A 14,434-nucleotide genomic window follows, 5' to 3' on the forward strand; every position below is an offset into this window, starting at 1 on the left:
CGGAGCCGATCCGCACCCAGGTCGGGGTGCCGCTGCTTGCCGCAGTCCAGCCCGACCACAGGAGGTACAAACCCATCCCGGCGGGGCTCTCCAGGAAGTCGCGCCCGGCGTTCCGCAATGACATGCCAGCCCCTCGCTCTACTCTCTCGTGGTCGTCGTGGCGCGGTGCTGAGTGGCGGCTCATCGTCAGGTGCGTTGCCGCAGGTACCGGCGACTCACGAAAGCACCGACTCCCACCGCCGCCGGAGTCCAGAGCGCGAGGAAGGTGCCGAGGTCTTCGTCCCTGTCGTCCAGGACCACCATCAGTACGAAGGTGTAGGCGCCCAGAACGGCCAGCGTGCAGGCGTCGGCGGTGAGGACGGCCCTCCGGAGCGGGCGGGCGGAACGCTCGTCGCAGCGGAGCCGTCCCCACGAGACGTAGGCGCCGACCCCTCCCCCCATGATGAGCAGGATGCCGGACCCGGCTGCGGACAGCGGGTCTCCGACCGGGTGGGAAAGGGTGCGCTGTGCGGCCGCGCCGTCCGACAGCACCACGACCTCACCACGCCAGATCGTGCCCGCGACGCGATCGCCCGGACGCACACCCTCCAGGAACTCTCCGAGCCCGCTGAACTCCACCCGGCTGGCACCCTCTTCGTGCCCGGAGAGTCGCACCCAGCCGCCCGGTTGCTTGCCGCGCCGCAAATGGACGGAATCGACGGTGAACCAGTCCGCGTAAAGGCAGTCCTCGGCCGGCGCCCCCCGACACGCGGACGCCGAGCAGAAAGCTCGCTCCTCCGCAACGGCGTGCGGGAGCCAGGCCACCAGCAGGGCGCTACCAGCGAGGAAGGCGATGACTCCGGCGAGGCCGACGAGTACGTCCTGTGCTCGGCGCCGACGGGTGCCGTAGGGCTTGCCGTGGCGGCGGCCTGCGGTCATGACCCGCCGGCCCAGGAATCCAGGTTCCCGAAGAGGATCGTCAGGCCGCCACCACCCGCCGCGAAGAGACCGAACGCCGCGAACGCGACCCGCTGATCGTCCTTGCGCAACTCCTCGTACTGACTTCTGCTGATCGCGACCCGCCCGCGGTCGGGGTCGGCGGTGTCGATCGCGGAGTAGTACCCGCGGACGGACTCGACTCGCTCGAGGCCCGAGTCGTCCCACAACACCCCGGTGACGAGGAACACCCCGGCGAGGCCCGCGCCCACGAGCAGTGCGCGGACGCGGCGGGGCAGGGCACGCAGCGCCCGCCACTGGTTCGCCTTGTTGCGGGCGAAGCCCCTGTTGCGCAGTTCGACCGCGACGCTGCGGAAGAGCGTCGCCAGGTGCAGGGGCACCAGCAGGGCGAGCCCGATGCCGAGCAGCAGCCACTCGTCGGCGAAGGGAGGCAGGAGCGGCACGGCAGCCAGAACTGCGGCGAGCAATCCCACCCCGGAGAGAGCCGGTTGCATGCCCGCGTGAAGCTTGACTCTGGCTCTCACCGCGTCCCCCTCCCGTCGCGTTCTACTCGGTGATCTCGACCGGCGTGCCCGAGGCGGCCGGAGCGGGCGCGGGCTCAGCCATCGTCTTCTTCTGGGTGATGCCCTGGAGGAGAGAAGCCAGGTCGACTCCGGTGGTGGAGCTGAGAAGTTCCATGCCCTGAGCGACGTTGTCGGTCACGGTGCGGGTCAACTGGCTCGCGCCGTCGGTGGAGATGATGGTCATCTTGTCGACGGCGGCGAGGGGTTCGGCGGCCTTGGCGACGACCTGGGGCAGGACCTCGACCACCATCTGGAGGACGGCGGCGTCGCCGTACTGGGCGAACGCGTCGGCCTTCTTCTGCATGGCCTCGGCCTCGGCGGAGCCCTTGGCGGCGATGGCGGCGGCCTGGGCCTCGCCCTCGATGCGTACGGCGTCGGCGAGGGCCGCGCGGTGGGCCTTCTCGCCCTCACCGGTGAGGCGGGAGCGCTGGGCGTCGGCCTCGGCCTGCTTGACCAGGGCGATGCGGCGGGCCTCGGCCTCCTGCTCGGCCTGGTAGCGGGCGGCGTCGGCGGGCTTGCGGACCTGGGTGTCGAGCTGACGGTCGGTCAGCGCGGCCTGCCGCTCGGCGACCTTCTCCTGCTCGGTGAGGATCTGCTGCTGGCGGTCGGCCTCGGCGAGCGGTCCCGCCGCGTTCGCCTGTGCGGCGGCCTCGTCGGTCTGCGCCTTGATCTCGGCCTGCTTCAGGTAGAGGGTCCGCTGCGCGATGGCGATCTCCTCCTCCGCCTTCAGCCGGGCCTGCTCGGCTGCGCGGCGGGCCACGGCCTCCGCGATGTCGGCCTCCTGCTTGGCGCGGGCGGCCTCGGGACGGCCGAGGTCTTCGAGGTACGAGCCCTCTGTGGTGATGTCCTGGATCTGGAAGGCGTCCAGGACCAGGCCCTGCCCCGACAGGCTGGCCTCGGCCTCCTCCGCGACCTGACCCGCGAACGCGGCGCGGTCACGGATGATGTCCTCCACCGACATCCGGCCGACGATCGAGCGCAGCGCGCCGGACAGTACTTCCTGGGTGAAGCCGACGATGCCGTCCTGCTGCATCAGGAACCGCTGGGCGGCGGCCCGGATGGAGTCCTCGGTGCCGCCGACCTTGACGATCGCGACGCCCTCCAGGTTGGCCTTCACGCCGCGCAGGGTCACCGCGCCGCGGACGGCGACGGGGATGTGCCGGCTGGACAGGTCGAGCGTGAACTTCTGCTGCACGAACGGCACGACGAAGACACCGCCGCCGACCACGACCTTCTGGCCGCTGTTGTCGGTGAACACCCGCCCCGTGGCCGGATCGGTGGCCTGCTTGCCGCGCCGCCCGGTGATGATGAACGCCTCGCTGGGCCCGGCGACCTTGTAGCGCGTGATGACGACGAGACCGAGGAGCACGACGAGGACGACGATGCCCACGACGGCGAACAGGACAGGGCTCATGAAGCGCCCCCTTTCAATGGGAACTGAGAAGAAGAAAGAGAGAAGAACGCACCGGCCGGTCAGCGCTGGACGGGCCGGACGGCCACCGAAGTGGACGTGAGCACCGCCTCGACCCAGACCTCCGTGCCGCGGGCGACCGGAGCCTCGGCTTTCGCCGCGTACTTCACCGGCTGCCCAGCCAGATACAGCAGGACCTCGCCATAGCCCCCGACCGGGATCGGGGTGACCACCGTCCCCGAGGTGCCGGTAAGGTCCTCGCCCTGCGGCGCGGGCGCGTCGCCGTCCCGGAGCAGCGCCCGGCTGAACCGCCAGGTCACCCACCCCACGACGCCCCCCGCGGCCACGCCCGCACCGGTGGCGACCCCCGCCCCCGTACCGGTGGTGCCGAGCACGATCGCCCCCGTGAAACCGAGGGCCGACACGAACCCGGCGATCACCGGCAACGACAGAAACCCGTCCAGCCCCCCGCCGACCGAGTCGAGGACCCCCTCCAATACCCCGTCGAAGACCAGGGACAGGACGAGCAGCACGAGACCTAGGGTGCCGAGACCTAGAAACCAGCCCATGTACGCCACCTCGCCCCGTGCCTTGCTTCTCCCGTTGCCGGGGATGGTGTCACGGACCAGTGCAGATGTTCACTGCCGGAATCCGGCAGTATTTACGCGTTCTTAATGCCGCCCTCGCGCACGCGCGATCCCGCCACCACCATGAGCGGCAAGCTCCGGGTGCGCGCCAGGACGGCGGACGGCAACGGCGCGGAAGTGAGGCTGCTGCGGTAGGAGCCGCACCAGCCCGGCGGCCGGCACGAGCACGCGACCGGCCAGCAGGTCGGATCGGGAGGCGAGGGCGAACGCGCCGCCGAGCGAATGGGCCACGACCACGGCCGGTTCGGACGTCACATGTATCAGGATCCCGGTGAGCCGCCCGTATCAGTCCGTGCGGCGCCGGCCGGTGATGACGACCGCCTCGGTATGCACCACGTCGTCATGCCCGAGCATGAAATGGCCAAGCGCATCGCCCACCTCGCCACCGACAGGATGCTCGACTTCATCGACTTCGACGACGACTACGCCCTCGTCAAGACCGTCGCCCCTAAGGCCGCCACCGACCAGCCCCTGGGTCGGTCCAGGGTCCGCAGCGAGTACGGCGTCACCATCGCCGGCATCAAACGCCCAGGTGAGGACTTCACGTATGCCACCGCCGACACGGTGGTCGAGAAGGGCGACACCATCGTCGGCACCGGCAAGACCGGGGTGGCGGAGGACTTCACAGATCGTCCCTGACGCATAGGATCGGGCACAGGTGAGCCGGGAAGTCTGGTCGGCACAGTCTTCCGCCTGCCCTGGAGCTCACGTCCATGCCCCTCACTCTTGTCGTGCTCGCCGTGTGGGCACTCGCCTTCCTCACGTTCAACACCGTGGTCAGCGTCCGCGTCTGGCGGATCAAGACCCTGCCCCGCTGGCGACGGGCGCTGCCCGGGCTGCTGCTGTGCATCGCGCTCGTGGCCAGCCTCAGCCGGGTCACCGGAACCACCGTGATCGCCGAGACGCTCGCCTTCCCCCTCTACCTGGCCACCGCGGGGATCAGCCTGTTCGAGCTGCGTCGCCACCGGACGCGTACCTCCGGCCTGGACAATTCCGAGGCCCTCACGTGAGCACCTGGGCAAGCTGGACACTGCTGATCGGTGGCGCGGCAGTGCTCCTGGCGCCGAGCATCGCGGTCCTGCTGGGCTGGCGGCCGACCCGCCTCGCCCGGGCCGACGCCCCAATCCGCCTGCTCGGTGCCGCCGGTGTCCGCTGTACGGGGCCGTGCTGACCGACGAGGTGGCACGGCTTGCCGAGGCATCGAGGGGCGCACTGAAGGCATGCTCCTACACCGCACTCGGCCTCGTCGGGTGCTCCATCGCCCTCGTGATCGTTTACGACTTCCTGGCGGGACCGTCCCGGTCACGACGCCGATGCCCCTGCACACCGCCAGCCCGAGAAGCCCGCGCCGACGTGTGATCTCACCGCCCTCCTCGGGCCGAGACGGCAGCGGCGACGGTGAACGCGAGCACCAGCGCCCCGAAGCCGAACAGCGGCGACTGGAACCGCGGCACCAAGTACATGAGCGTTCCTGCGGACGTCAGCACGGATCCGCTGATCAGGAGCGGGACGGACGGTCCTGCGTACGGTCCGTTTCCTGGGGGCCACGGCACGCGACGGCCTCCTTCGGTCGACAGCGAGCATAGAGGACCGGGCTCGCGCGCGCAGGGTCCAGCGCGGGTGCCTCCCCACCCGGCGAGCCGTCGTACCGGACTACGGGAGAGTGTGGCCTTCGTGTGCTCCTGTGACCGCCGAGAGGGACGAGAGCGCGGCCGGTCCCCCGTCCACTCCCGCCGGCGGGGCCGACCGACTGCCCAGCATGGCGGTAAGGATCAGCCCCAGCAGGGCGATGACGGTCAGGATGACCGCCGCCACGGCGCGGGGTTTGCGGCGCGAGGCTCGGGCGTCCGAAGGCACGTCCGCCGCGTGGGGGAACTGCTCGTTGAGCGAGTCGATCAGGGTGGCGAGGGCTGGGTCGTCGCGGGTAAGACGACGCTCGATCTCGCCGAGAATCCGCTGGTCATCGGTGGAATAACTCATGGTGACCGCCCTGGTGCCGACGGAGACGGCGAACAGGCGCCTAGGTGCTGCCCTTCTTCTCTCAGTGTGCCCGCCCGGCCCCGTGATCACAGGGGCTGGTCGGGCCAGTCCAGGAGGCGGGCGCCGATGACGGCTGTCTGGAGGGTGTAGCGCTGGACGGGATCGCCGGGGTTTGCGCCGGTCAGGCGGTGGATACGGTCCAGGCGGTACGTCATGGCCCGCACGCTGAGGGCCAGGCTGCGGGCCGCCTGGGCGGTGACGCAGCCGGTGTCGAAGTACGCGGTGAGGGTGTCGAGGAGGGGCTTCGGGCCGCCGCGTGCCTGCTGGAGCGGCCCGAGGACGGTGCGTACGAGGTCGGCCATGGCCTGCCGGTCGCGGGTGAGGACGGGGTAGACGAGGAGGTCGGCGGCGTAGAGGACGGGGTCGTCGAGGTTCATGCGGGCGGCGAGGTCGAGGGCGTTGAGGGCTTCCTCGTAGGAGTGGACGACGCCGCCGGCGCCCGGGTGCGGTCGCTCGACGGCGACCTGGCCGCCGTCGGTGGCGGCGTGTGCCTGCTTGGCGAAGTGGGCGAGCACGTCGGGCTCGTCAGCCGGCGCGACGCAGATCAGGCGGCCGTCCTTGGTGGTGAGCAGGATGCGGCGGTTGCCGAAGCGGGCGGCGAGCGAGGACTCGACGGTACGCGTGACCTCGTAGCCATCGCTGTACGGTTCCGGACCCTGGGCGACGGCCACGGCGTGGGCGTGGGACAGCAGCAGTCCGAAGCGTTCGGCTCGCTCCGCCAGGCGGCCGAGATCGCTCCGGCCGTAGAGCAGGTCGTCGATGAACTCACGCCTGGCGGCCTCTTCCTGTCGCATGGCCACGCGCTGAGCTCTCTCGTGGCCTTCGGCGAAGGCGTCGACGGCCTGCTCGACGGCGGCGAGGAGGTGGTCGGCGGCGGCCTGCGGCAGGCCGGGGCGAACCCGTTGTGCGGCGGAAAGGTGGGCGCGGACGACGGCCCGCAGCCCGATGCCGGCCTCGGCGGCCCGCTCCCCCCGGGAGCGCAGGGCTTCGCGTTCTTCGCGGGTGAGTGTGCGGCGGGTCGTGCACACGCCCGCCAGGATCTCGGCGTACCCGTCCAGGTACTCCTCGGTCGACTGCCTCTCCGTCACTACCCCTCCCGGCTTCCTGACACCTCTGACGCGTTCTTGACACGTGGAGACCAAGACTGACACGCCGGTCAAGGGCGTTCGCGACCGGCATCAAGAAGCCGTCAAAGACTGCCTGGTTACGGCAATGCCAAGGGTTGCACTCCTGCTTCAGGATGGTTCAGCGGCAGAGCGTAGGCGGGACCCGATGCCGGGAGACGGAAACTGCAATGGTTCAGGGGGAGAGTCATGTGGGAGTTCCTGAATACCGTCTGCGCCTTCCCCACGCTGCTGTTCAGCGTGGCCCTGGTCGTCGTGGCGGTGTTCTGGCTCCTAGTGCCGTGCGGTGCCGCCGCGCCCCGCAGTTTCGACTCCGACGTGGACACACAGGCGCTGCGCCTCGGCCCAGTGCCCGTCTCGGTGGCAGCCACCGTGTTCACCGTGGTCGGCTGGCTTCTTAGCCTCACCGGATCCGTGCTCCTAGACCGTGCCGATCCGGCCCGTTCCTTGTCCTCCCTGCTCTCGCTCGCTGTCCTGGCGCTCGCCGCCGTCGCCTCCTGGTGGGTGACCCGGCGCCTCGTCCCGCCGCTGACGAAGCTCTTCCCCGACGAACCCGGGCCGTCCGGACAGGACTTCGGCGGCCTGCCGGGCCCGCTCGAACGGCACTGATCCGCCGTCCCAGGGCAGCACGGCGCCACCGTGCGCGTACGACGACGCCAGTAGCGCGGTCGGGGCGGGCCGCCGATGCGGCGCTCGCCCCCCAACGCCGCCGCTTGAGCCTGCGGCTCCCCTTCTACTTCCATCGACACGGGGTTTCTCATGGATGCCATCACCCTGGGCATCGGCGTGCTCGTCGCCGTTGTCCTGCTCATCACCGTCACGCTGCTGTTCGCGGTCAGCCGGCTGTTCCGCAAGGTGGAGCAGGGCAAGGCGCTGATCGTCTCCAAGATGCGGAAGGTCGACGTCACCTTCACCGGGCAGGTCGTCCTGCCCGTGCTGCACAAGGCCGAGGTCATGGACATCTCGGTGAAGACCATCGAGATCTCCCGGACAGGCAGGGACGGCCTGATCTGCCGGGACAACATCCGCGCCGACATCCGGATCTCGTTCTTCGTCCGGGTCAACAAGACGGTCGAGGACGTCATCAAGGTCGCCCAGGCCATCGGCACCGCCCGCGCCAGCGACAAGGAGACACTGCAGGAGCTGTTCAACGCCAAGTTCTCCGAGGCGCTCAAGACGGTCGGAAAGCAGCTGGACTTCACCGATCTATACACCAAGCGCGAGGAGTTGCGGTTCCGGATCATCGAGATCATCGGGATCGACCTCAACGGCTACAGCCTGGAGGACGCGGCGATCGACTACCTGGAGCAGACGCCTCTCGCCCAGCTCGACGCCGGCAACATCCTCGACGCCCAGGGCATCCGCAAGATCACCGAGCTGACGGCGGTCGAGAACGTCCGCACCAACGAGCTGCGGCAGCACGAGCAGAAGGAGATCACCCGGCAGAACGTCGACGCCCGCGAAGCCATCCTGGAGCTGGAGCGGCGCCAGGCCGACGCCGAGATCAAGCAGAAGCGCGAGATCGACACCGTACGGGCCCGGGAGGAGGCCGAGACCGCCCGCGTCATGGAGGAGGAGCGGCTGCGCGCGCAGAGCGCGTTCCTCAAGACGGAGGAACAGCTCGGGATCCAGCGCGAGAACCAGGCCCGTGAGGTCGCGGTCGCGCAGAAGAACCGCGAACGGGTCATCGCGGTGGAGAACGAGCGGATCGAGAAGGACCGGCTTCTGGAGGTCATCGCCCGGGACCGGGAGACCGAGCTGACCCGAATCTCCGCCGAGAAGGAGGTCGAGGCGGAGCGCCGGGACATCGCCGAGGTGATCCGCGAGCGGATCGCGGTGGACAGGACGGTCGCCGAGCAGGAGGAGTCCATCAAGCGACTGCGTACGGTCGAGGAGGCCGAGCGGACCCGGCAGGCCGTCGTCATCGCCGCCGAGGCCGAGGCGCAGGAGAGGCTGGTCAAGGACATCAAGGCCGCCGAGGCGGCCGAGCAGGCCGCCGTCCACCGGGCGGCGGAGGAGCTGACCCTCGCGGAGGCCCGGAACAAGGCGGCCGACATGGAGGCCCGTGCCAAGATCCGCCTTGCGGAGGGTGTCCAGGCGGAGGCGGCGGCCGAAGGACTCGCCGCCGCGCAGGTACGGGAGAAGGAAGCCGACGCGATCGAGAAGACTGGCCGCGCCGAGGCGGACGCCACCGAGGCACGGCTGCGTGCCGAGGCCGAGGGCCTGCGGGCCAAGGCGCTCGCCGAGGCCACCGCGATCGGCGAGAAGCTGAAGGCGGAGGCCGAGGGGCTCAACCAGAAGGCGATCGCCGTGGCCGCGTTCGACGAGGCGTCCCGTACTCACGAGGAGTACCGGCTGCGCCTGGAGGCGGAGAAGGAGATCCGGCTCGCCGGGCTCGACGTGCAGCGCCAGGTCGCCGAGGCGCAGGCCACCGTGCTGGCGACCGGTCTGGAGCACGCCGACATCAGCATCGTCGGCGGGGAGTCGGTCTTCCTCGACCGCCTGGTCCAGTCGATCGCCCTCGGAAAGTCCGTCGACGGGTTCATGGACCACAGCCGGACCGCGCAGACGCTCGCCGGCCCTTGGCTGAACGGCTCGGGCGCCTTCACCGAGGACCTGACCAAGGTGCTCGGCTCGCTGTCCACCGCCGACGTGCAGAACCTCAGCGTGTCCGCACTACTGGCCAAGGTCATGAAGTCCGGGGTCCTGGACGTGGCGGCCCCGGCCGGCACCGAGGCGCTGAACGGCGCCGCCAAGGGCTGACCGCCCACGGGGGAGCGGTCAAAAAGGGTCCGGTGCCGGAAAACGGGGGAGTTACCGGCACCGGACTCGCATCCACCACGGTACAAGGAGCAGAACGAGATGAGCGCCGGAATCGACCGGGACACCTACGCGGTGCTGCGCGACCGCCTCACGGCGCAGGCCGGCGAGCTGGCTCGACGCACCGAGACCCTCAACCAGGCCCGGATCGCGGAGTTCGGTTCGGGCGAGCTGACCCTCACGGGCACCGACCGCATCCGCACCGAACGCAACGGCCTGCCCCGGGACATCGTCGCCATCGGCGCCGACGCCCTGCTCCTCGGCCGCCACACGACCTCCCTGCGGCAGGCCGAGACCTCGGTCCCCGATGTCTTCACGCTGTACGACCGCGAGATGAACCCGCTGCCCGAGGGCGCGGTTCCCGGCCTCCTCGACGACCCGGAGTTCGTGCGGGAGTTCACGGCCCTGCACCGCTACTTCCGGGGCACGCGCCTGCTGCGGCTGCGCCGTGTGGAGGGCCGGCTGCTCGCGGTCTTCCGGACCGGGGAGCAGGCCGACGACCTGCGCGTCCTGCGCTGGTCCGTCGGCCCGTCGGGCGAGACTCGGTTCCTCGACGCCCAAGGTGAGCGCGACCACGTCTTCCCTCCCTCGCACGACGTCGACTGGGTGGAGACGACGCGCGACGACCAGGTACTGGGCCGGCACCCGCACATCTCGCTCGACGGCCGCGTCTTCGTCTCCACGGTCGGCGGGGCGCTGACGGTGAAGACGAAGAACGACACCGAGAAGGCGGAAGGCGTCTACGCCGAGCCGGTCGACGAGCCCCTGCAGTCCCTGGCCGACGCCGAGGTCGCGTACGCGAGCGTGGGCGCCCTGCTCCTCATGCGGGTCCGCCCGTACAAGGAGGAGACCCGGCGGTATCTCGTGTTCAACACCCTGGCGGGGACCGTGGTCAGGCTCGACGGCATCGGGCAGGCATGCCTGCGGCTGCCCGACGACGAGGGGATCGTGTTCCCCGGCGGGTACTGCCTGGCCTCCGGCACGGTGAAGACCTTCGACACGGACGCGGCCGGGCTGGCGTTCGAGCGGGCGGTCCGGTCACCCAACGGCGAGGACATCCTCTTCGTCTTCCACACCCAGGAGGGGCGCCGAAGCCTTCTCCTCCCGTACAACCTGATCCGCAAGGAGATCGCCACCCCCGTCCCCTGCCGCGGCTACGCGCTCCTCGACGACGGCACGATGGTCGTCCTGCGTGCGGACGACGGGGAACCCGGTCGGGTGCACCCGGTGCAGATCTGGCGGACACCGTACGTGGCCGACACCCACACGGCTCCCCAGGGCGAGGGGCCGCTGGCCCGCATCGGCAACGCGGACCTCGTCCGCGGCATCTCCGACTGCCTGTCGATCGCCCGCCGCGCCACCGAGCTGACGCCCGCCGGTGCGGTGTACGCGTCGCTGGTCGCCGCCTGCGAGCGTGCGGCCGACATCCACCACTGGCTGGGCGACCCGGAGACCGGAGATCTGCACGGCCCGCTGGCCGAGCTGCGGGGCACCGCCGCGCAGGTCCTCGGCGAGTTCGAGACCGTGACGACACTCACCCGGCAGGCGGCCGAGGCACTGGCGGAGTCCGCCCAGCAGATCACCCGGCTGGTACGGCGCATCCGCGGCGAAGCACCGGCCACGGCGGAGGAATGGATCTCCCGGATCACCGAACTCCGCCAGGCACAAGGCCACTTGGTGACCCTGAAGGAGATGCGCTACGCGGACATGGACCGCATCGACGCCCTCGCCGAGGAGGTCGAGGCCGACATCGCCTCGGCCGCGCAGCGGGCCGTCGGCTTCCTCCAACGCGAGGACGCCTTCACCGGCCACCATACGGAGGCCGAGCGGCTCGCCTCCGAGGCCGGGGCGCTGACCACCGTGGCTGAGGCAGTCTCAGTCGGCGAGGCGATCGACGCGTATACGCTCGGCCTGCGGACGCTCAGCGAGATCATCGCCGGCCTCGACATCGGCGACGCGACCGTCCGCACCTCCATCCTGGAGCGGATAGCCGATGTCCTGGGCGCGCTCAACCGCGCCCGTGCCGTCCTCGCCTCCCGCCGTGCCGAACTCCTCGACCAAGAGGGCCGGGCCGAGTTCGCGGCGGAGATCGCCCTGCTGGGCCAGGCCGTCGCCGGTGCTCTGGCGGCGTCGGACACCCCGGAGCGCTGCGACGACCAGCTCGGCCGCCTGCTGCTCCAACTGGAGAACCTGGAGTCCCGCTTCTCCGAGCACGACGGCTTCCTGGCCACCATCGCCGAGAAGCGGACGGAGATCTACGACGCCTTCACGGCACGCAAGCAGTCCCTCCAGGACACCCGCGCCCGCCGCGCGGAGCGCCTCGCCGAGTCGGCGAGCCGGGTACTGGAGGCGATCGCCCGGCGCGCCTCGACCCTCGGCGACCGCGACGAGGTGCACACGTACTTCGCCTCCGACCCGATGGTCGCCAGGGTCCGGCGGACCGCGGCGGAGCTGCGGGAACTCGGCGACCAGGTCCGGGCGGAGGAACTCGACGGCCGGCTCGGAGCAGCCCGCCAGGAGGCCGGCCGCGCACTGCGGGACCGTACCGACCTCTTCTCCGACGGCGGCGACACGATCCGCCTCGGCCGGCACCACTTCGCCGTCACCCGGCAGGCCCCCGAGCTGACGCTCGTACCGTACGAGGACACCCTCGCCTTCGCGCTGACGGGAACCGACTACCGCTCCCCCGTCACCGACCCCGAATTCGCCGCGACCCGACCGTACTGGGAGCGGACGCTGCCGTCCGAGTCTCCGGAGGTCTACCGCTCCGAGCACCTGGCCGCACGCCTCCTGGCCGAGCACGGCGCGGACGGCCTGGCCGGCGCGGACCTCGCCGAACTCGCACGGCGGGCGGCCGAGGCCGCCTACGACGAGGGCTACGAGCGCGGCGTTCACGACCACGACGCGGCGCTGATTCTGGAAGCGGTACTGGGGCTGAGCGAAGATGCCGGACTGCTGGGCTACCCAGGGACCGCGCGCGCGGCCGCCCAGACCTTCTGGGCCCATTCCACGACCGCCGAGGCCCGCGCCCAGTGGAACCACCGCGCGGTCGCACTGGCCCAGGCCCGTGACATCTTCGGCTCCGCCTCGGCCGTCGACGGACTCCGGCGGGAGCTGGCGGACGCGATCGGCGACGCGACGGCTGCCGAGTACCTCGTCGACGAACTCGCGTCCGGTCCGCCGGGCTTCGCCCTCTCGGACGCGGCGCGGGCCCTGCTGGACAAGTTCCGCCGCACCGTCGGCACCGCCGCGTACGACGACGCCCTCGCCGTCCTCACGGAGCCGGGCGCACGGCGGCAGCTCGTCGAGGCCTGGCTCACCGCCTACGCGTCGGCGTCCGGCGAGCGGCTCGACGGCGGCGTGCTCGCCGAGGCCGTCGCCGTCGAGCTGTGCCCTGGACTCGACCGCTACGAGGTGGGCGCCCCGACCACGGCAGTGGTCACGGGCCTCCTGGGCACCCACCGGCGCGTGGAGGGACGGACGCTGGAGCTCCGCCTCGACGACTTCCTGGCCAGGACACGGGCCTTCGCCCACCAGGACGTGCCCGCCTTCCGCGCCTACCAGCGACAGCGGGCGGAGCTCGTCGCCACCGAGCGCGCCCGGCTCCGCGTAAACGAGTACCGGCCCCACGTCATGTCCTCCTTCGTCCGCAACCGCCTCGTCGACGAGGTCTACCTTCCTTTGATCGGCGACAACCTCGCCAAACAGCTCGGCGCCGCCGGAGACACCAAGCGCACCGACTCCCACGGCCTGCTGCTGCTCCTGTCCCCGCCCGGCTACGGCAAGACCACACTGATCGAGTACGTCGCCGACCGACTCGGCCTGCTGCTCGTCAAAGTCGACGGGCCGGCCCTCGGACAGGACACGACCTCCCTCGACCCCGCCGAGGCGCCCGACGCCGCCGCCCGCCGGGAACTGGAGAAGATCGCCTTCGCCCTTGCGGCGGGCAACAACGTCCTGCTGTACCTGGACGACATCCAGCACACCTCTCCGGAGTTCCTGCAGAAGTTCATCCCGCTCTGCGACGCGACCCGCACCCTGAACGGCCACGACCTGCGTGGCAAGCGGTTCGCGGTCTGCATGGCCGGCAATCCCTACACCGAGTCAGGGCAGGTCTTCCGCGTGCCGGACATGCTCGCCAACCGGGCCGACGTGTGGAACCTCGGCGACGTGCTGACCGGCAAGGAGGACGCCTTCGCGCTGAGCTTCGTCGAGAACGCCCTCACCTCCCACCCGGTCCTCGCCTCGCTCGCCGGCCGCGACCGCGCCGACCTCGAGATCCTGACCCGGCTCGCGGCAGGCGACCCGACCGCACGACGCGACCGGCTCACCCACGCCTACGCCCCCGCCGAACTCGACGGCGTCCTCGCCGTCCTGCGCCACCTGCTGACCGCCCGCGCGACCGTCCTCGCGGTCAACGAGGCGTACATCGCCTCCGCCGCCCAGTCCGACGACGCCCGCACCGAACCACCCTTCCGGCTCCAGGGCTCGTACCGGAACATGAACAAGATCGCGGCCCGCATCTCACCCGCCATGAACGACGCCGAACTCGCCGCCGTCATCGACGACCACTACACCGCCGAAGCCCAGACCCTCACCGCCGAAGCGGAGGCCAACCTCCTCAAGCTCGCCGCGCTGCGCGGCACCTTCACGGCGGCGCAGGCCGTCCGCTGGGGCGAGGTGACCGCCGCGTACACGCGTGCCCAGGCGCTCGGCGGCTCCGGTGACGACCCGCTGGCCCGGGCGGTGGCCGCCCTCGGCCTGCTCGCCGACCGCATCACGGCCGTCGAGACGGCGATCACGCGAGCCGCGGATCCGCGACACCTGCTCGCCCGCCCGTCGGCACGGCACGCGGCCCGGCCGACCGAAGGATCCGAGTAGGAGGGGACCTGC

General features: G+C 70.9%; 12 protein-coding genes. 6 read left to right on the forward strand and 6 right to left on the reverse strand.

Going from position 1 to position 14,434, the window contains the following annotated elements; genetic code table 11:
- Positions 1 to 186: 186 nt before the first annotated feature.
- The 4 genes from N5875_RS03615 to N5875_RS03630 are packed head-to-tail and all read right to left on the reverse strand — an operon-like array spanning position 187 to position 3,479.
- Positions 187 to 918 carry a hypothetical protein gene (locus tag N5875_RS03615; RefSeq protein ID WP_338491764.1) on the reverse strand — a complete coding sequence of 244 codons (732 nt, stop codon included), beginning with the start codon at positions 916 to 918 and terminating at the stop codon, positions 187 to 189.
- Complete coding sequence (locus N5875_RS03620) at positions 915 to 1,430, reverse strand: hypothetical protein (protein WP_338491766.1); 516 nt, start codon at positions 1,428 to 1,430, stop codon at positions 915 to 917. The genes N5875_RS03615 and N5875_RS03620 overlap by 4 nt, the downstream gene beginning before the upstream one ends.
- Positions 1,431 to 1,482: 52 nt before the next feature.
- A complete protein-coding gene (locus N5875_RS03625) occupies positions 1,483 to 2,913 on the reverse strand; it encodes an SPFH domain-containing protein (RefSeq protein WP_338491768.1) in 1,431 nt (476 codons plus the stop codon).
- 59 nt (positions 2,914 to 2,972) lie between these two features.
- Entirely contained in the window at positions 2,973 to 3,479 is a 507-nt protein-coding gene (locus N5875_RS03630; protein ID WP_338491770.1) for a hypothetical protein, read from the reverse strand.
- Between the two features lie 420 nt (positions 3,480 to 3,899).
- Between N5875_RS03630 and N5875_RS03635 the strand changes: the two genes are divergently transcribed.
- The 3 genes from N5875_RS03635 to N5875_RS03645 all read left to right on the forward strand — a co-directional run bounded on the left by N5875_RS03635 (position 3,900) and on the right by N5875_RS03645 (position 4,728).
- Positions 3,900 to 4,196: a TrkA C-terminal domain-containing protein gene (locus tag N5875_RS03635; protein ID WP_338491771.1), complete on the forward strand. Its 297-nt coding sequence runs from the start codon at positions 3,900 to 3,902 to the stop codon at positions 4,194 to 4,196.
- 74 nt (positions 4,197 to 4,270) lie between these two features.
- On the forward strand, positions 4,271 to 4,567 hold the full coding sequence (locus tag N5875_RS03640) for a hypothetical protein (RefSeq protein ID WP_338491772.1): 297 nt from the start codon (positions 4,271 to 4,273) through the stop codon (positions 4,565 to 4,567).
- Complete coding sequence (locus N5875_RS03645; RefSeq protein ID WP_338491773.1) at positions 4,564 to 4,728, forward strand: hypothetical protein; 165 nt, start codon at positions 4,564 to 4,566, stop codon at positions 4,726 to 4,728. Before N5875_RS03640 ends, N5875_RS03645 begins: the two co-directional genes overlap by 4 nt.
- Positions 4,729 to 5,210: 482 nt before the next feature.
- On the opposite strand, the gene N5875_RS03650 is transcribed toward N5875_RS03645, so the two are convergent.
- Positions 5,211 to 5,537 carry a DUF3040 domain-containing protein gene (locus N5875_RS03650; protein WP_338491774.1) on the reverse strand — a complete coding sequence of 109 codons (327 nt, stop codon included), beginning with the start codon at positions 5,535 to 5,537 and terminating at the stop codon, positions 5,211 to 5,213.
- Between the two features lie 86 nt (positions 5,538 to 5,623).
- Positions 5,624 to 6,685, reverse strand: a complete 1,062-nt coding sequence (locus tag N5875_RS03655; RefSeq protein WP_338491776.1) for a helix-turn-helix domain-containing protein — start codon at positions 6,683 to 6,685, stop codon at positions 5,624 to 5,626.
- Between the two features lie 225 nt (positions 6,686 to 6,910).
- Here N5875_RS03655 and N5875_RS03660 point away from each other — a divergent pair, with 225 nt between their 5' ends.
- The 3 genes from N5875_RS03660 to N5875_RS03670 all read left to right on the forward strand — a co-directional run bounded on the left by N5875_RS03660 (position 6,911) and on the right by N5875_RS03670 (position 14,422).
- Positions 6,911 to 7,330: a hypothetical protein gene (locus N5875_RS03660; protein WP_338491777.1), complete on the forward strand. Its 420-nt coding sequence runs from the start codon at positions 6,911 to 6,913 to the stop codon at positions 7,328 to 7,330.
- Between the two features lie 150 nt (positions 7,331 to 7,480).
- Positions 7,481 to 9,484, forward strand: coding sequence for a flotillin family protein (locus N5875_RS03665; protein ID WP_338491779.1), 2,004 nt, complete (start codon positions 7,481 to 7,483; stop codon positions 9,482 to 9,484).
- A 99-nt stretch (positions 9,485 to 9,583) separates the two neighbouring features.
- Entirely contained in the window at positions 9,584 to 14,422 is a 4,839-nt protein-coding gene (locus tag N5875_RS03670; RefSeq protein ID WP_338491780.1) for a DNA repair ATPase, read from the forward strand.
- Positions 14,423 to 14,434 lie beyond the last annotated feature (12 nt).

Source organism: Streptomyces sp. SJL17-4, assembly GCF_036826855.1.
Taxonomy (GTDB): domain Bacteria; phylum Actinomycetota; class Actinomycetes; order Streptomycetales; family Streptomycetaceae; genus Streptomyces.

Coding starts and splice junctions, on each gene's coding strand:
- N5875_RS03640 (WP_338491772.1), top strand. CDS start 4,271: ATGCCCCTCACTCTTGTCGTGCTCGCCGTGTGGGCACTCGCCTTCCTC.
- N5875_RS03635 (WP_338491771.1), top strand. CDS start 3,900: ATGCCCGAGCATGAAATGGCCAAGCGCATCGCCCACCTCGCCACCGAC.
- N5875_RS03630 (WP_338491770.1), bottom strand. CDS start 3,479: ATGGGCTGGTTTCTAGGTCTCGGCACCCTAGGTCTCGTGCTGCTCGTC.
- N5875_RS03650 (WP_338491774.1), bottom strand. CDS start 5,537: ATGAGTTATTCCACCGATGACCAGCGGATTCTCGGCGAGATCGAGCGT.
- N5875_RS03615 (WP_338491764.1), bottom strand. CDS start 918: ATGACCGCAGGCCGCCGCCACGGCAAGCCCTACGGCACCCGTCGGCGC.
- N5875_RS03625 (WP_338491768.1), bottom strand. CDS start 2,913: ATGAGCCCTGTCCTGTTCGCCGTCGTGGGCATCGTCGTCCTCGTCGTG.
- N5875_RS03670 (WP_338491780.1), top strand. CDS start 9,584: ATGAGCGCCGGAATCGACCGGGACACCTACGCGGTGCTGCGCGACCGC.
- N5875_RS03665 (WP_338491779.1), top strand. CDS start 7,481: ATGGATGCCATCACCCTGGGCATCGGCGTGCTCGTCGCCGTTGTCCTG.
- N5875_RS03620 (WP_338491766.1), bottom strand. CDS start 1,430: ATGCAACCGGCTCTCTCCGGGGTGGGATTGCTCGCCGCAGTTCTGGCT.
- N5875_RS03660 (WP_338491777.1), top strand. CDS start 6,911: ATGTGGGAGTTCCTGAATACCGTCTGCGCCTTCCCCACGCTGCTGTTC.